Source organism: Nonomuraea sp. NPDC049607 (assembly GCF_040675375.1).
Lineage (GTDB): Bacteria > Actinomycetota > Actinomycetes > Streptosporangiales > Streptosporangiaceae > Nonomuraea.
In genome coordinates this window covers 95,026-112,859 of sequence record NZ_JBFAOV010000007.1, presented here as the reverse complement: position 1 = coordinate 112,859, position 17,834 = coordinate 95,026, and the positions used below count along the sequence as shown (strand labels likewise).

20 protein-coding genes are annotated in these 17,834 nt (G+C 68.7%); 19 read left to right on the top strand and 1 reads right to left on the bottom strand.

Annotated features, from left to right (window positions below; translation table 11 throughout):
- Window positions 1-193: 193 nt before the first annotated feature.
- The 19 genes from rpmE to AB0J97_RS16325 all read left to right on the top strand — a co-directional run bounded on the left by rpmE (window position 194) and on the right by AB0J97_RS16325 (window position 17,125).
- Window positions 194-412 (top strand): 50S ribosomal protein L31, encoded by a 219-nt coding sequence (gene rpmE, locus AB0J97_RS16415; protein ID WP_352320396.1) that lies wholly within the window; start codon window positions 194-196, stop codon window positions 410-412.
- Window positions 413-498: 86 nt separating this feature from the next.
- On the top strand, window positions 499-1,551 hold the full coding sequence (prfA, locus tag AB0J97_RS16410) for a peptide chain release factor 1 (protein WP_357695079.1): 1,053 nt from the start codon (window positions 499-501) through the stop codon (window positions 1,549-1,551).
- A complete protein-coding gene (gene prmC, locus AB0J97_RS16405; protein WP_364089052.1) occupies window positions 1,548-2,402 on the top strand; it encodes a peptide chain release factor N(5)-glutamine methyltransferase in 855 nt (284 codons plus the stop codon). The genes prfA and prmC overlap by 4 nt, the downstream gene beginning before the upstream one ends.
- 10 nt (window positions 2,403-2,412) lie before the next feature.
- Window positions 2,413-3,060, top strand: a complete 648-nt coding sequence (locus AB0J97_RS16400) for an L-threonylcarbamoyladenylate synthase (protein ID WP_364089049.1) — start codon at window positions 2,413-2,415, stop codon at window positions 3,058-3,060.
- An 88-nt stretch (window positions 3,061-3,148) separates the two neighbouring features.
- Window positions 3,149-5,560, top strand: coding sequence for a hypothetical protein (locus tag AB0J97_RS16395; RefSeq protein ID WP_364089047.1), 2,412 nt, complete (start codon window positions 3,149-3,151; stop codon window positions 5,558-5,560).
- Window positions 5,560-5,934, top strand: coding sequence for a hypothetical protein (locus tag AB0J97_RS16390; protein WP_364089044.1), 375 nt, complete (start codon window positions 5,560-5,562; stop codon window positions 5,932-5,934). The genes AB0J97_RS16395 and AB0J97_RS16390 overlap by 1 nt, the downstream gene beginning before the upstream one ends.
- 259 nt (window positions 5,935-6,193) lie before the next feature.
- Window positions 6,194-7,459, top strand: coding sequence for a serine hydroxymethyltransferase (gene glyA, locus AB0J97_RS16385; RefSeq protein ID WP_364089041.1), 1,266 nt, complete (start codon window positions 6,194-6,196; stop codon window positions 7,457-7,459).
- Window positions 7,460-7,516: 57 nt separating this feature from the next.
- Complete coding sequence (locus AB0J97_RS16380) at window positions 7,517-8,806, top strand: MraY family glycosyltransferase (protein WP_364089038.1); 1,290 nt, start codon at window positions 7,517-7,519, stop codon at window positions 8,804-8,806.
- 131 nt (window positions 8,807-8,937) lie between these two features.
- Window positions 8,938-9,360, top strand: coding sequence for a hypothetical protein (locus AB0J97_RS16375; protein WP_364089035.1), 423 nt, complete (start codon window positions 8,938-8,940; stop codon window positions 9,358-9,360).
- Window positions 9,361-9,425: 65 nt separating this feature from the next.
- Window positions 9,426-9,641, top strand: coding sequence for an AtpZ/AtpI family protein (locus AB0J97_RS16370; protein WP_357695095.1), 216 nt, complete (start codon window positions 9,426-9,428; stop codon window positions 9,639-9,641).
- A 67-nt stretch (window positions 9,642-9,708) separates the two neighbouring features.
- Window positions 9,709-10,506 carry a F0F1 ATP synthase subunit A gene (atpB, locus tag AB0J97_RS16365; protein WP_364089032.1) on the top strand — a complete coding sequence of 266 codons (798 nt, stop codon included), beginning with the start codon at window positions 9,709-9,711 and terminating at the stop codon, window positions 10,504-10,506.
- Window positions 10,507-10,575: 69 nt separating this feature from the next.
- A complete protein-coding gene (atpE, locus tag AB0J97_RS16360) occupies window positions 10,576-10,806 on the top strand; it encodes an ATP synthase F0 subunit C (protein ID WP_138666586.1) in 231 nt (76 codons plus the stop codon).
- 32 nt (window positions 10,807-10,838) lie between these two features.
- Complete coding sequence (locus AB0J97_RS16355) at window positions 10,839-11,390, top strand: F0F1 ATP synthase subunit B (protein ID WP_357695099.1); 552 nt, start codon at window positions 10,839-10,841, stop codon at window positions 11,388-11,390.
- A complete protein-coding gene (locus tag AB0J97_RS16350) occupies window positions 11,390-12,199 on the top strand; it encodes a F0F1 ATP synthase subunit delta (protein ID WP_364089029.1) in 810 nt (269 codons plus the stop codon). Before AB0J97_RS16355 ends, AB0J97_RS16350 begins: the two co-directional genes overlap by 1 nt.
- Before the next feature lie 40 nt (window positions 12,200-12,239).
- Window positions 12,240-13,889 carry a F0F1 ATP synthase subunit alpha gene (gene atpA, locus AB0J97_RS16345; RefSeq protein ID WP_364089026.1) on the top strand — a complete coding sequence of 550 codons (1,650 nt, stop codon included), beginning with the start codon at window positions 12,240-12,242 and terminating at the stop codon, window positions 13,887-13,889.
- A gap of 3 nt (window positions 13,890-13,892) precedes the next feature.
- On the top strand, window positions 13,893-14,795 hold the full coding sequence (locus tag AB0J97_RS16340; RefSeq protein ID WP_357695105.1) for a F0F1 ATP synthase subunit gamma: 903 nt from the start codon (window positions 13,893-13,895) through the stop codon (window positions 14,793-14,795).
- A gap of 1 nt (window position 14,796) precedes the next feature.
- Window positions 14,797-16,245: a F0F1 ATP synthase subunit beta gene (gene atpD, locus AB0J97_RS16335; protein ID WP_364089023.1), complete on the top strand. Its 1,449-nt coding sequence runs from the start codon at window positions 14,797-14,799 to the stop codon at window positions 16,243-16,245.
- A 68-nt stretch (window positions 16,246-16,313) separates the two neighbouring features.
- Window positions 16,314-16,715: a F0F1 ATP synthase subunit epsilon gene (locus AB0J97_RS16330; protein ID WP_080042501.1), complete on the top strand. Its 402-nt coding sequence runs from the start codon at window positions 16,314-16,316 to the stop codon at window positions 16,713-16,715.
- Between the two features lie 29 nt (window positions 16,716-16,744).
- On the top strand, window positions 16,745-17,125 hold the full coding sequence (locus tag AB0J97_RS16325) for a DUF2550 domain-containing protein (protein ID WP_357695110.1): 381 nt from the start codon (window positions 16,745-16,747) through the stop codon (window positions 17,123-17,125).
- Here the strand turns inward: AB0J97_RS16325 and AB0J97_RS16320 are convergent.
- A complete protein-coding gene (locus AB0J97_RS16320; protein WP_357695112.1) occupies window positions 17,122-17,712 on the bottom strand; it encodes a cob(I)yrinic acid a,c-diamide adenosyltransferase in 591 nt (196 codons plus the stop codon). The two genes, AB0J97_RS16325 and AB0J97_RS16320, sit on opposite strands and share 4 nt — an antisense overlap.
- Window positions 17,713-17,834: the final 122 nt, after the last annotated feature.

Below are 17,834 nucleotides of genomic sequence, written 5' to 3'. Positions count from 1 at the left end.
CATTTGAGGGGAAAGTGATAGTTTGTGCGTGGGAGCCTAGTGTGACGCGTGCGGCCGCGTCATGAAGATCGTGGGAATGCCTCATGGCCTGGGGAGGTTGCACGATCTGGCACACTGGTAGCTGACCATTTTGCGGTTCCGGTTCACGCCATGCGTGAAGGCGACCCGGCGGCCGCAGCCCGAAAGGACAGCCATGAAGCCCGACATCCACCCCGATTACCACGTGACGCAGGTCTCCTGCTCCTGCGGGAACACGTTCACGACCCGCAGCACCGCGAAGAACGGCGTCATCCACGCCGACGTGTGCTCCGCCTGCCACCCGTTCTACACGGGCAAGCAGAAGATCCTCGACACCGGCGGCCGGGTGGCTCGCTTCGAGAAGCGCTTCGGCAAGAAGGCCACGGGCAAGTAGCTTCACCGACGCCGACCCGGCCCGCACCACGTGCGCCGGGTCGGCGTTCTTGGTGAAACGGCATTCAAACCACTGAAGGACCCACGGTGAACCTCGACGAGTTGCTCAAGGAGTATTCCGAGCTGGAGCTGCAGCTTGCCGACCCCGCCGTGCACGCCGACCAGAACAAGGCCCGCACCTTCGGCCGGCGCTACAGCCAGCTCACCCCGATCGTCAGCACCTACCGCGAGCTCGACTCCGCCCGCGACGACCTGACCGCGGCCAAGGAACTGGCCGGCGAGGACGAGGCGTTCGCCGCCGAGGCGGCCGAGCTCGAAGAGCGCATCCCGCAGCTTGAGGAGAAGCTCAGGCACCTGCTCATCCCGCGCGACCCCAACGATGACAAAGACATCATCATGGAGATCAAGGCGGGCGAGGGCGGCGAGGAGTCCGCGCTGTTCGCCGGCGACCTGCTGCGCATGTACCTCCGGTACGCCGAGCGCCTGGGCTGGAAGACCGAGATCATCGACACCCAGCCCTCCGACCTCGGCGGCTACAAGGACGTCACGGTCGGCATCAAGGCCAAGGGCGACGAGGGCGTGTGGTCCAGGCTCAAGTTCGAGGGCGGCGTCCACCGCGTGCAGCGGGTGCCCGTCACCGAGTCCCAGGGCCGCATCCACACGAGCGCCGCGGGCGTGCTGGTCTACCCGGAGGCGGAGGAGGTCGAGGTCCAGATCGACCCCAACGACCTGCGCATCGACGTCTACCGCTCCAGCGGTCCCGGCGGCCAGAGCGTCAACACGACCGACTCGGCCGTCCGCATCACCCACCTGCCCACGGGCGTGGTCGTCTCCTGCCAGAACGAGAAGAGCCAGCTCCAGAACAAGGAGTCGGCGATGCGCATCCTGCGTGCCCGCCTGCTGGCCGTGGCCCAGGAGCAGGCCGACGCCGCGGCGCAGGCCGAGCGCAAGTCGCAGGTTCGCACGGTCGACCGTTCCGAGCGCATCCGCACGTACAACTTTCCCGAGAACCGGATTTCCGACCACCGCGTAGGCTTCAAGGCGTATAACCTCGACCAGGTTCTCGACGGCGAGCTCACCGCCGTCACCCAGGCACTCATCGACGCCGAGATGGCGGAGAAGCTCGCACAACACTCATGACATTTCTGCTGGACGAGATCGCTCTAGCCACCGCCCGGCTGGCCGAGGCAGGTGTGCCTTCGCCGCGCACCGACGCGGAGGAGATCGCGGCGTTCGTCCACGGCGTGCGCAGGAGCGAGCTCCACACGGTCAAGGACTCCGACTTCGACGCGCTGTTCTGGGAGGGCGTCGCCCGGCGCGAGGCGCGTGAGCCGCTGCAGCACATCACCGGCCACGCCTACTTCCGTTACCTGGAACTGGCGGTCGGCCCCGGCGTGTTCGTGCCGCGGCCGGAGACCGAGGTCATGGCCGGGTGGGCGATCGAGACTCTGCGCGCCATGGACGTGACGGCCCCGCTCGTCGTCGACCTCGGCACCGGCTCGGGGGCCATCGCGCTGTCGATCGCCCAGGAGGTCGCGCTCGCCGAGGTGCACGCCGTCGAGGTCGACCCGGCGGCCTACACCTGGGCCAAGCGCAACATCTCCGAGCTGGGCCAGGGGCGTACGCACCTGCACCCGGAAGACCTCGCCGGAGCCCTTCCCGAGCTCAACGGCAAGGTCGACCTGGTGATCTCCAACCCGCCGTACATCCCGCCCGGCGCCATCCCGCGCGACCCCGAGGTCCGCGACTACGACCCCTCCAGGGCCCTGTACGGCTCCGGCGACGACGGGCTGGGCGAGGTGCGCGCGGTCGAACGCACCGCCCGCCGCCTGCTGCGCCCCGGCGGCTGGGTGGCCGTCGAACACGCCGACGAGCAGGGCAGGGCCGTCTACCTGACCTTCCCCGAGGACAACGGTTGGCGCGACGTCCGCCTGCGCCAGGACCTCACCCGAAGGGACCGCTTCGTCACGGCCAGACTCGGCCAGGACTAGGATGCACGCCGTGGGAAGACGCTTTGACTGCTCCGACCTCGACCAGCGCGCCGAGGGCCTGATCGAGGCCGCCACCGCCGTGCGCCGCGGCGAGCTGGTCGTGCTGCCGACCGACACCGTCTACGGCATCGGCGCCGACGCGTTCATGCCGCCGGCCGTCACCGCGCTGCTCGACGCCAAGGGGCGCGGCCGCGACATGCCTCCGCCCGTCCTCGTGGGCACCGTCAGAGCCGCCACAGCGCTCGTGGACGACCTCGGGCCCTATGGGCAGGATCTCATCGACGCCTTCTGGCCCGGGCCGCTCACGCTGGTCTGCAGGGCCAACAGGGCCCTTTCCTGGGACCTGGGGGACACCAAGGGCACGGTCGCGGTCCGCATGCCGCTCCACCCGGTCGCGCTCGACCTGCTCAAGGAGACCGGCCCGATGGCCGTCTCCAGCGCCAACCGCTCCGGCGCCCCCGCGGCGACGACGGCGGAGGAGGCCCAGGAGCAGCTCGGCGACTCGGTCGCGGTCTACCTCGACGGCGGCAAGACCACCGACAACACGCCCTCCACCATCCTCGACCTCACCACGGCGGTGCCCCGCCTGCTGCGCCGCGGCGCGATCCCGGTGGAGAAGCTGCGCGGCATCATCGGTTACGTCGCCACCGACGACTGACGTATACCGTCTTTTTATCCCGGCTGCGGCGGTGCCTCGGACACGATTACGGTGAGTCCCGGAACGGCGACACGTCCGGGAGTGGCCCATGGGCAAGTTCGACGGCATGGATCCGCAGCTGGTCCGTGACCTGCTGACCGAGGTCAAGCACGCGTCCTCGGTGCTGCGTACGGCCGAGGACCAGGTCAGAGCGGTGATGAGCCGTGCCGGGCTGTCCACGCGGAGCACCCATCGTCCGGTCCAGGTGGCCGACTCCGCCGATCACATGGTCAAGGACGTCAACGCGCGGCTGGCCGTCCTGGAGAAGCGCGCCGACGGGAAGCCGGGCGACACGTCGAAGACGGGCGGCGGCAAGGACGACGAGCCCAAGGAACTGCCGGGCACCCGCAACGACAAGTACGACAACCCCCGCGCCGACGACCCGACCCCTGCCACCCCCAAACACCCCGACGCCTCGAAGGACCACGACCCGAAACCCACCGAGCCACCTTCGAAAGCCCCCGACACCAAGCCCGCCGACCCACCCGCCCCGAAGGACCACGACCCGAAGCCCACGGAACCACCCACGCCGAAGGACCACGACACCAAGACGGGCGACGGGCACAAAGCGGGCGACAGCCCGAAGACCGGCGATGGCACCAAGACCGGCGACGACGCCAAGGCCGACGGTGACGGCAAGTCGTGCGACGACACCGACAAGGACACCGGGACCCGCACGAACGACCCTCGCGGAACCGACACCCGGCCCGGCGACACCTCGTCCGTCGACGATCCGAAGGCCGCCGACCAGGACAGCAGGCGCGACCGGGGAGCGGAAGCCGACACCGGCACGACCGACGTCCCCGCCGGCGACCGACCGGCCGACGCGCACAAGCCCCAGGTCGTGGTGGTCGACGGCGTGAAGGTTCTCCAGGTCCCCATCGACCCGCCCACGGCCGAACAACTGGAGTCCCTGCTCAAGAACGTCGACAACGTGCAGCCCGCCGACATGCCGACGGTGCACGCCGATGGCGCCGGGGCGACGGCGGGCGGGGGCGAAGGGCTGTCGGTGCCGGCAGGAGAGGGCGGCACCGACCCCTCGACCACCACCCCCGGCACCACCGGCCGCCACCCCTACGACACACCAGGACTCCCGGACACCCACGTCGGCACATCAGAGGCCGCGGGCTCCCACGTCGGCACCGCAGGGGACACGGGCTCGCACGCCGGCACCGCGGCAGGCGAGAGCGGTCACTACGGCACTCCCGGAGGCGCGGGCAACGCCCACGGCACCTACCCCGACGGCGCTTCCTCCACCCAAACCCGCCCCGACGCCACCACCGGCACCGGCACCCAGCCCATCGGCGACACCGGTCAAGCCGACGGCACAAATGGCCACACGGACCACGGCACGGGCCGAACCGACGGATCCACCGGCGTCGCGAACAGCGACACCGGCCGCTCCGACGGCGGCACCGCGGACACCGGCCGCTCGGACGGCGGTACTACCGACACCGGTCGCTCCCATGGCGGCACAACGGACACCGGTCGCTCCCATGGCGGCACAACGGACACTGGTCGCTCCGAGGGGGGCGCCGCGGGTACCGTCCGCGCTGACGGCGGCGCCTGCGCGGACGGCAAGGACGCGAACGGCAGCCGTGACGCCGGTGGCGGCAACGCTGATGGTGCGCGTTCCGACGGGGTTCGGGCTGATGGGGGCGCCACGAATGGCGGTCGTGACGTCGGCGGCACTGATGGCGGCGGCTATGGCCGCGGTGGGGAAGCTGACGGGGCTCGGGCTGATGGCGGTGCTACGAACGTTGGTCGTGACGTCGGTGGGGGCTCCGGTGGCGCGGATGGCGGACGCGCCGATGGCGGGACCGGCGGTGGGGCAACCGATGCCGGTCGCTCTGATGGTGGCGCAGCGGATGCGGGCCGTTCTGATGGTGGCGGCGTCGAGGCTGGTCGGGGCGGTGGTGGTACTGCCGATGGAGGTGGGGATGGGCGTGGTGATGCTTCCGCCGGGGTGCGGATTCCGCCTACGGCGCCGGGGGGAGGGGCGGCCGTACCTCCTGGAGGCGACGTACCGGCTGGGGGAGCAGGGGGCGCGAGCGCAGGTGGTGCGACGGCTACGGCGGCGGACGGTGGTGCAGGTGCTTACGGCGTGAATGCTCATCACGGTGCCAGCGGTCACGGGGCGGGTGGTCACGGGGCGGGTGGTCACGGTGCAACCGGTCATGGCGTCGGCGGTGGGGTGCAGGGGTTGGATGTCGGCGGCGGCGGCCATGGCGGGAAGTGGGTGAGTGTGGGTGACGGGGTTGTGGCGGTGGAGTTGCCCGACGCCGGGGAGGACGTGCTCAGGACGCTGATCCAGGACGCCCGCGACATTCAGCCGCTCGACATGCCGTCCGTGGAGGTTCCGCCCGGCGAGTACGGCAAGGGCGAATGGATGCCCGAGGACATCAGACCGGACGGTCCGGCAGGTGAGATCGACTCCGGGACGCCGGGAAGGAGTGCGTGATGTACGTCGACCCGCCCGCCCCCAGGCCCAGGAGCAGGGACGAGATGCCCCCCGTCACCGCGGCGGGCCCGCTGGACAACCAGCCGCTGGCCTACGAGTTCAACCCGGACTACGAACGTCTCATCACCGCCTGGAACACCGTCATGCCCGTGTTGGAGAAGCTCAGCACGGCCCTGGACAAGGCGTACACACTGGCCAAGAGCCCGCAGACCTGGGACGCCCCGGTCGGCGAGCGCTATGTGCAGGACATCCGGGAATGGCGGTCCAAGCTGGCCATCTACCGCCACTCCGTGCTCACCGCGATCAGCGATGAGGCCGACGACACCCCGAGATGGATCCCCAGCCAGACCGGCGCACCGCACGCCTTCCCCTGACCCGCAGGCGCCCCCCGCAGGCGCCCGTCTCCGCGAACGACGGCCCTCCCAGATGACGGCTCCCATGGGCAACGGCCCTCACGGGTGAGGGTCCTCAAAGCCAAGGGTCCTCACGGGGAGCGGCCCGGCGAACGACCACCGCCACGCGCAACCGCCCCTGGCGGACAACGACCGCCACGCGCAACCACCCCGGACGAGACAACGACCGCCACGGGCCTTCTACCTGGGCAAATCGGGCATGCGGTCGTACAGTGGAGGGATGGGTGGTGAGCCCTACTACGGTCCCGACTTCGGGCAGTTGCGACGGCAGGATCCCGAGCTGGCGCAGGTGCTGCTCGACGAGCTCGAACGGGTCCGCGCCGGCATCCAGCTGATCGCCGGCGAGAACTTCACCTCCCCGGCCGTCATGGCCGCCCTGGGTTCCACCCTCACCAACAAGTACGCCGAGGGCTACCCCGGCAGGCGCTACTACGGCGGCTGCGAGGTGGTCGACCGGGCCGAACGCCTGGCCGTCGAGCGGGCGCGCAGGCTGTTCGGGGCCGAGCACGCCAACGTCCAGCCGCATTCCGGGGCCACCGCCAACCTGGCCGCCTACGCCGCGCTGCTCCAGCCGGGCGACACCATGCTCGCCATGGCGCTCCCGCACGGCGGCCACCTCACGCACGGCTCGAAGGTGAACTTCTCGGGGAGGTGGTTCGACGTCGCCTCCTACGGCGTGCGGCGCGACACCGAGCTCATCGACTACGACGAGGTGCGGGACCTGGCGCTGCGGCGGCGGCCCAAGGTGATCGTGTGCGGCGCGACCGCGTACCCGAGGCTGATCGACTTCTCGATCTTCCGCGGCATCGCAGACGAGGTGGGCGCGTGGCTGCTCGCCGACGTGGCGCACCCGATCGGGCTGATGGCGGGTGGGGTGATCCCGTCGGCGGTGCCGTACGCGGACGTCGTGACGCTGACCACCCACAAGGTGCTGCGCGGGCCGCGCGGCGGCGCGATCCTGTGCACGGAGGAACTGGCCGCGAAGATCGACCGGGCGGTGTTCCCGTTCGTGCAGGGAGGGCCGCTGATGCACGCCGTGGCGGCCAAGGCGGTGGCGTTCGGGGAGGCGCTGCGGCCGGAGTTCGCCGAGTACGCGGGCCGCGTCGTCGCCAACGCCCGTACGCTCGCCGACGCGCTGGCCGTGGAGGGCATGCGTCCGGTCACGGGCGGCACGGACACCCATCTGGCGCTGATCGACCTGCGCGAGCTGGGCGTGTCCGGGGCCGAGGCCGAACGGCGCTGCGCGGCCGCCGGGATCACGCTCAACCGCAACGTCATCCCGTACGATCCGGAGCCTGCGGCGGTCACCTCGGGGATCCGGGTGGGCACGCCGTGCGTGACCACGCAGGGCATGGGCCCGAGGGAGATGAAAGAGGTGGGAAGTCTGATCTCGCGCGCTGTGCGCGATCCGTCCGTCGCGCCCGAGGTCAGGGAAAGAGTGTCGGCGCTTCTCGCCATCCATCAGCCATATCTCAGCGAATATTAAGCTGGTCTGTGTCGGTTTCCGGTCACAGCTGGCCGGAGCATCCGGGAAACTAGGTCCGTGCGCGAATACCTGTTCATGGCGCTCATCTCGGCAGCGGTGACGTATCTGCTGGTCCCGCTGGTGCGCCGCTTCGCCATCCGCATCGGCGCCATGCCCGAGGTTCGCGAGCGCGACGTGCACACCACGCCGACGCCGAGGCTCGGCGGCCTGGCCATGTACGGCGGCCTGGTGGTCGGCCTGCTGGTCGCCACCCAGCTGAAACACACCGGCGAGGCGCTGTCGGAGTACAACGGCAAGGCGGTCACCGCGCTGATCGTCGCGGGCGGCCTGATCACGCTCACCGGCTTCCTCGACGACTGGTGGGGCATGGACGCCTTCATCAAGCTCGGCGGGCAGATCGCGGCGGCGGGCGTGCTGGTCTACTTCGACCTGCGGCTGCTCTACATCCCGCTGCCCAAGGACTGGGGCGGCTCCACCAGCCTCGACTACACGCTGAGCACGATCATCACCATCATGATCGTGGTGGTCACCATCAACGCCGTGAACTTCGTCGACGGTCTCGACGGGCTCGCGGCCGGCATCGTGTGCATCGCCGCCATGGCCACGTGGGCGTACTCGATCCTGCTGGCCCAGAGCATGAGCGTGGGGAACATCACCACGACGGCGGCCATCGCGGCCGTCCTCATCGGCACGTGCCTGGGTTTCCTGCCGCACAACTTCCATCCCGCGAAGATCTTCATGGGCGACACCGGGGCGATGCTGATCGGGCTGGTGCTCGCCTCGTCGATCGTCACGGTCACGCCGCTCGACCCGGCCGCCATCGAGGACATGAACAAGGTCCCGGTGCTGCTGCCGCTGATGCTGCCGGCGGCGGTGCTGGTCCTGCCGCTGATCGACCTGATCACCGCCGTGGTCCGGCGCACGTCCCACGGCATGTCGCCGTTCGCCCCCGACCGGGGTCACCTGCACCACCGGCTGCTGGACATCGGCCACTCGCACCGCCGGTCGGTGCTGATCATGTACGCGTGGGCGTTCCTGTTCGCCTTCGGCATGGTGGCGATGTCGCGCGAGGGCGTGCCGGTGCTGCTGTTCGTCGTGGTGATCGTGCTGGCGCTGGCGGTGCTCGTCCTGATGGCGGCGCCGCGCTGGCGGGGCAGGGGCGGTGCGCACTCGGCCGCGCGCAACAAGCAGCCCGACGACGACGGCCCGCCCACCGGCCCGATGCCGCCGATCCCGCCGGACACCGAGGTCAGGCGGCAGATGCCGCCGCAGAGCGGCCCGTCCTCGCAGGAACGCGCGAGCGCCGAGGGCAAACCGGTCATTCCTGCATTTCCGAGTCGTCCTTGATCGGGAACTAGAAACGGCAGGTAAAAGCGGTCTTCCGTGAGCTTGTGATATCTTTCACGAGCAGGGACCTCCAGACGCACATGTTCTGGAGGTAGCAAACGCTCGCTTGACAACATGCTGATGGAGCACCGATGCAGGCCAACGACGTGCGCGTACTCAAGAGCGCCGCTGTTCCGACCTTCGCGGTCGGGGTGGTCGCGGTCATCGTCGCTTTCCTCGTGGCGGGCGGCAAGGGAGCGCTCGGCGCGGCCCTCGGCACCTTGCTCGTCGGGGTTTTCTTCAGCGTCAGCGTGGTAGCGGTCTCCTATGCCGCCCGCATCTCCCCGCAGATGATGGCGATCGCGGCCATGGTCAGCTACCTCGTCAAGGTCATCGCCATCATGGCGGTGCTCACCGCCTTCCGTGAGACCACCGCCTGGAACACCCAGGCCTTCGCGTGGTCCGTGGTCGGCTGCACGCTCGTCTGGACCGGGTTCGAGGTCCGCGCGTTCATGAAGACCAAGATGCTCTACGTCGACCCCGAAGCCTCGGTCCCCGGAAAGGGCGACTCATGAGGCAGGTAAAGGGATGGGGTCCGATATGACTAGTCCTCCACTCGCCTGCTATCGTCGGGGCCGCGATGAGCGCACAGGAACGCCGACCGGAACACGACGGTCGCGACTTCTCCGATGCCATGTGGTCAGTCCCCAGCTATCTGCTCGCCGGGATGGCGATCTATGGCGGTCTCGGGTGGTTGCTGGACCGGTGGCTCGACATGTCCGCGTTCTTCCCCATAGGCGTGGTCCTTGGGGTCGTGCTCGGCGGCTACGCGGTCTACCGGAAGTTCGGTCGCTAACCCGACGCAGCGATCGCCTCGCTGAGGAAACCCTTGTGATCCACTACGACGTTGAAGGGAACGCCGCGTGATTGCGCTGACGGTCCTCGCCCCCGAAGACAACTTCCGGGCGCCATCGCCCGATGAGCTGTTCAATTCGTTCACGCCGATCATCCCTGGGGTGACCTGGTTCACCAAGCCGGTCCTGCTGGCGATCCTGAGCGCGCTCGTGGTGATCGCCGTCTGCTGGGTCGCCTTCGCCAAGCCGAAGCTCGTGCCGCGGGGCACCCAGAACGTCGTCGAGTACGGCTACATGTTCGTCCGCGACCAGATCGCCCGGCCGTTCCTCGGCAAGGACGCCGATCGGTGGATGGGCCTGCTGATCACGCTCTTCTTCCTGGTCCTGTTCTGGAACGTCCTGGGTGTGATCCCGCTCGCGCAGTTCCCGGTCGCCTCGCACATCGCGTTCCCGGCCGTGCTCGCGATCTCGATCTACGTGATCAAGGTCTACCTGGGCGTCAAGCACCAGGGCGGCATCGGTTACTTCAAGAACATGATGTTCCCGCCCGGTCTGCCCAAGCCGATCTACTTCCTCCTGGCGCCGATCGAGTTCCTCTCGAACATGATCATCGCACCGTTCACGCACGCGGTCCGACTGTTCGCGAACATGTTCGCCGGTCACATGCTGCTCGCGTTCTTCAGCATGGTCGGCTTCTGGTTCCTGTTCGAGAAGTTGACCCCCTTGGGTGCTCCCGTCGGCGTGGTGGGTGTGATCATGACGATCATCCTGACCGGGTTCGAGCTGTTCATCCAGTTCCTGCAGGCTTTCCTGTTCGCGATGCTGGCGTCGATGTACATCGGCGGCGCGCTGCACCCAGATCACTGAGAACCACATACCGGAATATCCATGACCGGTGGGACTCCCTTCACCGGCCGTCCAGTAAAGGAAATAGCAATGAGCGTTCTCGCTGAGGTCTCCGGCAACGTCACCGCCATCGGTTACGGTCTCGCCGCCATCGGCCCCGGCATCGGCGTCGGCATCATCTTCGGTCAGGGCGTGCAGGCCATCGCGCGTCAGCCCGAGGCTTACGGCCTGATCCGCCAGAACATGCTCCTCGGCTTCGTCCTCACCGAGGCCCTCGCCCTGATCGGTCTGGTCGCGCCCTTCATCTTCCAGGGCATCTAGGACCAGAAGAATTCTGACGAAAGGCTGCACCCATGATTAAGGCAGCTACGCTCCTCGCGCAGGAAGAAGGGGCGAACCCGCTCCTTCCGCACACGTTCGAGCTCGTCGTCGGTATCTTCTCGTTCCTCGTCGTCCTCCTCGTCGTCGGCAAGATTCTCGTTCCGCGCATCCAGAAGACTCTGGCCGAGCGGACCGACGCGATCGAGGGTGGCATCAAGAGGGCTGAGGAGGCCCAGGCCGAGGCGCAGAACCTCCAGCGGCAGTACGCGCAGCAGCTTGAGGAGGCCCGCCGCGAAGCCGGCAGGCTCCGTGAAGAGGCTCGCGAGCAGGCCGCGCAGATCAAGGCGGAGCTCCGCGAGGAGGCGCAGGCCGAGGCCCGTCGTCTCGTCGAGGCCGCGCACGCCCAGATCGAGGCCGACCGTGCCGCCGCGTTCGCGCAGCTCCGCACGGAGATCGGCCGTCTGTCCACGGACCTCGCGGGCCGCATCGTCGGCGAGTCCCTCGAGGACGAGGCCCGCCAGAGCCGCATCGTGGACAGGTTCCTCGACGAGCTCGAGAGCAGCAACGCGCAGGCGGTGCGCTAATGCGAGGTCTGAGCAGGACCTCGCTGGCAGAGGTCGAGGAGCGCTTCAACGCGGTCGCGGGCAGCGCCGACCTCGGCGCGCTCTCCGACGAGTTGTTCGCCGTCGCGGATCTGCTCGACCGCGAGCACGGCCTGCGCCGCGCGCTGTCCGACCCGGCCAGGCCCGGCGAGCAGAAGGCGGGCACCATCCGCGCCCTGCTCGGCGGCAAGGTCTCCGAGGCGGCCATCGCCACGACCGAGGCCGCGGTCTCGGCCCGGTGGTCGCGCGCCGGAGACCTGGCCGACTCGCTCGAACGGCTCGGCGTCGTCGCCGCTGCCGCTGAGGCGGAGAGCCAGTCCCGGCTCGACGACGTCGAGGACGAGCTCTTCCGCTTCGGCCGCATCGTCGCCGCCAACCCCGACCTCCGCCGCGCGCTCGCGGACGCGGCCGCGCCCGGCGAGGGCAAGCGGCAGTTGCTGAGCGACCTGCTCGGCGGCAAGGTCGCCCCCACCAGCCTGCGCCTGATCACGCAGCTGGCGGTGCACCCGCGAGGGCGTAGCCTGGAAATGGGCTTGGAGGAGTTCGGCCAGCTCGTGGCCCAGCAGCGCCAGCGCCTGGTGGCGGTCGTGCGCAGCGCGGTCGAGCTGTCCGACGCGCAGAAGCAGCGACTGGCCGGCTGGCTGCGCACCTCCTACGGTCGTGACGTGCACCTGAACGTCGAGGTGGACAAGCGAGTGCTCGGTGGGTTCTCGGTTCGCATCGGCGACGAGATGATCGACACCACGATCGTGGGACGAATTGAAGAAGTCCGCCGCCGGTTGGCCGGCTGAGGCGCAGTGAGCGCCGAATGAATAGGGAGACAGAGTAGAGATGGCGGAGCTTACGATCCGGCCGGACGAGATCCGGGACGCGCTTGAGCGCTTCGTCCAGGCGTACGAACCGGAAGGCGCCGCGCGCGAGGAGATCGGGACCGTCGTCGACGCCGGCGACGGCATTGCCCATGTCTCCGGCCTTCCCTCGGCGATGGCGAACGAGCTGCTCGAGTTCGAGGACGGCACGCGCGGCCTGGCCCTGAACCTCGACCCCCGAGAGATCGGCGTCGTGGTCCTGGGCGACTTCAGCAACATCGAGGAGGGCCAGACGGTCCGCCGGACGGGCGAGGTCCTGTCCGTGCCCGTCGGCGACAACTTCCTCGGCCGTGTGGTCGACCCGCTCGGCAACCCCCTCGACGGCAAGGGCGCGATCGAGTCCGAGGGCCTGCGCGCCCTCGAACTGCAGGCCCCTTCGGTCGTTCAGCGGCAGCCGGTGAAGCAGCCGCTGCAGACCGGCATCAAGGCGATCGACGCCATGACGCCGATCGGCCGCGGCCAGCGCCAGCTGATCATCGGTGACCGTGGCACGGGCAAGACGGCCGTCGCCGTGGACACCATCATCAACCAGCGCGACAACTGGCTCTCGGGCGACCCCGAGAAGCAGGTGCGCTGCGTCTACGTCGCGGTCGGCCAGAAGGGCTCGACGATCGCCCAGGTGCGTTCCCGTCTCGAAGAGGCCGGCGCCCTGGAGTACACCACGATCGTCGCCGCCCCGGCCTCCGACCCGGCCGGTTACAAGTACATCTCCCCTTACACCGGTTCGGCCATCGGCCAGCACTGGATGTACCAGGGCAAGCACGTCCTCATCATCTTCGACGACCTCACCAAGCAGGCCGACGCCTACCGCGCCGTCTCGCTGCTGCTTCGCCGCCCGCCGGGCCGCGAGGCGTTCCCCGGTGACGTCTTCTACCTCCACTCCCGTCTGCTGGAGCGCTGCGCCAAGCTCTCCGCCGACATGGGCGGCGGCTCGATGACCGGTCTTCCGATCATCGAGACCAAGGGCAACGACGTGTCGGCGTTCATCCCGACCAACGTCATCTCCATCACCGACGGCCAGTGCTTCCTGGAGACCGACTACTTCAACGCCGGTATCCGTCCCGCCATCAACGTCGGTATCTCGGTCTCCCGAGTCGGTGGCTCGGCGCAGATCAAGGCGATGCGCAAGGTGGCCGGCACGCTGCGTCTGTCGCTGTCGCAGTACCGCGACCTGGAGGCCTTCGCGGCCTTCGCCTCCGACCTGGACGCGGCCTCCCGCGCCCAGCTGGAGCGCGGTCAGCGCCTGACCGAGCTGCTCATTCAGCCGCAGTACTCGCCGTTCCCCGTGGAGCGGCAGGTCGTGTCGGTGTGGGCGGGCACGACGGGTGAGCTCGACGAGGTTCCGGTCGAGGACATCCGCCGCTTCGAGCAGGAGTTCCTCGACTACCTGCAGAGCAGCCACAAGGGCATCTTCGACAGCATCCGCGAGACCAACGAGCTGTCGGACGACGCGGTGACCAGCCTCAAGGACGCCGTCACGGAGTTCAAGAAGGGCTTCACCACCTCCTCGGGCGAGCTCCTGGTCAAGGACGAGCCGGTGGCGCCGCTCGAAGCCGGCGAGGTCGGCCAGGAGAAGATCAAGAAGGTCGTCCGTCCGGCGACGGAGAAGTAGCTCATGGGTGCCCAGCTAAGGCTGCTGCGGCGGCGGATCAAGTCGGTCAAGTCGACCGCCAAGATCACGCGTGCCCAGGAGCTCATCGCCTCCTCGCGGATCGTGAAGGCGCAGATGCGGATGCAGGCGGCGCTGCCGTACGAGCGTGAGATCACTCGCGCCGTCACCGGCGTCGTCAGCAACGCGGCCAGCGTCGACCATCCGTTGACCGTGGCGAAGGAGAACCCCGCCAAGGCGGGCGTCCTCATCGTCACCAGCGACAGCGGGTTCTGTGGCGGCTTCAACGCCAACGTCCTGCGCGAGGCCGAGGCCCTGCGCGGGCTGCTGGAGAGCCGCGGCCTGACGGTGGTGCCGTTCGTCACCGGCCGGAAGGGTGTCACCTGGCACACCTTCCGCAACCGTACGATGGGCGGCCAGTGGGTGGGCTTCTCCAGGAAGCCGGCCTACGCCGACGCCAAGGAGATCGCGCAGATCCTGATCGACTCCTTCAAGGAAGAGGCGGGGATCGACGAGATCCACATCGTCTCGACCGAGTTCGTCTCGATGCTGACCCAGAACGTCGTGGTCAAGCGCGTGCTGCCGCTGGAGGTCGAGGAGACCGAGGCGACGGCGAGCGAGACGATCCCGCCGTACTTCGAGTTCGAGCCCACCGCGGGCGACGTCCTCGAAACGCTGCTGCCGCGCTATGTGGAGTCCCGCATCTTCACGGCGCTGCTGCAGTCGGCTGCTTCGGAGGAGGCTGCGCGCCGCCGCGCCATGAAGTCCGCCACGGACAACGCCAACGAGCTGATCCGCGTGTTCACCATGCAGATGAACCAGGCTCGCCAGGCCGAGATCACCCAGGAAATCAGCGAGATCGTCGGTGGCGCCAACGCGCTGGCTGACGCCGCAGCGGGGAAAGAGTGAAATGACTGCAGAGGCTGTTGAGACTGTTGAGCCCACGTCGGCCGGTGCCGGTCGTGTGGCCAGCGTCAAGGGGCCCGTCGTCGACGTGGAGTTCCCCGTCGAGGCGATGCCCGACATCTACAACGCGCTCAACGTCGAGGTGACCCTCGGCGGCGAGACCAAGACCCTGACCATGGAGGTCGCCCAGCACCTGGGTGACAACGTGGTCCGCGCCATCTCCATGCAGCCCACCGACGGCCTGGTCCGCGGTACGGCCGTCACCGACTCCGGCCACCCGATCTCGGTGCCCGTCGGCGACGTCGTCAAGGGTCACGTGTGGAACACGCTCGGCGAGTCGCTCGACGTGCCGACCGCTTCGCTCCAGATCACCGAGAAGTGGGGCATCCACCGGCCGTCGCCGCCCTTCGACCAGCTCGAGTCCCGTACCGAGATGCTGGTCACGGGTATCAAGGTCATCGACCTGCTCACCCCGTACGTGCAGGGTGGCAAGATCGGCCTGTTCGGTGGCGCCGGTGTGGGCAAGACGGTTCTCATCCAGGAGATGATCCGCCGTGTCGCCCGCAACTTCGGTGGCACCTCGGTGTTCGCCGGCGTCGGCGAGCGCACCCGTGAGGGCAACGACCTCTGGCTGGAGATGGAGGAGGCGGACGTCCTCAAGGACACCGCGCTCGTCTTCGGCCAGATGGACGAGCCGCCGGGCACCCGTCTGCGGGTGGCCCTGTCCGCGCTGACGATGGCGGAGTACTTCCGCGACGTGCAGAAGCAGGACGTGCTGCTGTTCATCGACAACATCTTCCGCTTCACGCAGGCGGGCTCGGAGGTCTCCACCCTCCTCGGCCGCATGCCGTCCGCGGTGGGTTACCAGCCGACGCTGGCCGACGAGATGGGTGTGCTCCAGGAGCGCATCACCTCGACGCGCGGTCACTCGATCACCTCGATGCAGGCGATCTACGTGCCCGCCGACGACATCACCGACCCGGCCCCGCACAACGCGTTCGCGCACCTCGACGCGCAGACCGTTCTGTCCCGGCCGATCTCGGAGAAGGGCATCTACCCCGCGGTGGACCCGCTCGACTCCACCTCCCGGATCCTCGACCCGCAGGTCGTGGGCGAGGAGCACTACCGGGTGGCCCAGGAGACCAAGCGGATCCTGCAGAAGTACCGCGAGCTCCAGGACATCATCGCGATCCTCGGTATCGACGAGCTGTCCGAAGAGGACAAGGTCACCGTGCAGCGGGCCCGTCGTATCGAGCGGTTCCTGTCGCACCCGATGTACGCCGCCGAGGCGTTCACCGGCCAGCCGGGCGAGAACGTCCCGCTGGACGAGACGATCGCCTCCTTCAAGGGCCTGTGCGCCGGCGAGTACGACCACCTGCCCGAGCAGGCGTTCTTCATGGTCGGCGGCATCGACCAGGCCGTGGCCAAGGCCAAGGAACTCGAGCGTCGCTGATCGCCCTACGGTAGTGGCACGGGCGTGAGAACCCGTGCCACTACCTGATCGGAAAGGAACCTACAGAAGTGGCGAAGCTACGCGTAGGGGTTGTCTCACCCGAGCGTGAGATCTGGTCGGGCGAGGCCGACATGGTGATTGCCAAGACCGTGGACGGCGAGATCGGTATTATGCCGCAACACGCACCTGTGCTCGGCGTTCTCGTCGAGGGCGGCGTGCTGCGCGTCAAGCGGGAAGGCGAGCCCGAGCTCGTCGCGGCCGTTCACGGGGGGTTCATCTCCGTGGCCGACGATGAGGTGTCGGTGCTCGCCGAGGTCGCCGAGCTCGGTTCCGAGGTCGACGTCGCGGCCGCCCGAGACGCTCTCGACCGGGCTCAGGCTTCGATCGAGGCCAACCAGGAGGACGCCGACGCGGCGATCGAGGCGAAGCGGGCCAGGGCCCGGCTGCGCGCGGCGGGCGAAGAGGTTTAATACATACAACGGGATTCAGGGGGGCGGCCATGGTGGCGACGGTTTCGGTTTTGTTGTTGCTGCTGGTCGCCCTCGTGGTCCTGCGAGGGATGACGCTCGCCCGCTCGCGCGGCAGCGTCCCCTGTCGGCTGAAAGTAGAGAGCCGGGGCTGGCAGAGCGGGGTAGCCCGCTACGCCGACGGTGAGCTCCACTGGATTCCGCTCATGAGCGTCCGTCTGAGGCCGCGCCACGCGATCGCGAGGCGCGGCCTCGTCGTTTCCGCCCGGCGTGAGATCGACGGCGGCCTCTACGCCGTCGACTGCGGCGGCACCACGCGCGGCCTGTCGCTGGCGATGAGCGCCGACGCGCTCACCGGGTTCCTGGCCTGGCTGGAGTCGGCGCCGCCCAGCGCGTACCTCGACGTCGCCTAGCGGGTGCCGCCGGGCTTCCAGAGGATCTCGTTGCCGCCGTGGGCGACCCGGCAGGCGATGAAGAGCAGGTCGGACAGCCTGTTGAGGTATTTGGCGGTCAGCGGGTTGACGTCGTCGTGGGCCTGGAGCGCCGCCCACGTGGTGCGCTCGGCCCTGCGTACGGTCACCCGGGCCAGGTGCAGCGCGGCCGTGGCCGGGTCGCCGCCGGGCAGGATGAAGCTGCGCAGCGGCTTGAGCTCGGCGTTGAGCCGGTCGCACTGCTCCTCCAGCCGGTCGATGTAGGACTGCTCCACCCGCAGCGGCGGGAACTCCGGATCGTCCACCACGGGCGTGGCCAGGTCGGCCCCCACGTCGAACAGCTCGTTCTGGATGCGCACGAGGACCGCCACGAGGTCGGCGGACAGGGTGCCATGGGACAGGGCCAGGCCCAGGCAGGCGTTGGCCTCCTCGACGTCGGCGTACGCGGCCAGCCGGGTGTCGGTCTTGGCGGCGCGGCTCATGTCGCTCAGGTTGGTGGTGCCGTCGTCGCCCGTACGGGTGTAGATGCGGGAGAGGACGACGGGCTTGTCCTTGTCGGCACGCGTCATGGACCCAGCGTAATGACAAATGTCATCCGAGCGGGACGCGCTTTCCATGTCACCTCCATGATTTCCACGACTACCAGGACGAACGCCATCAAAGCCACTATTTACCCATGACGAGAGAGAGG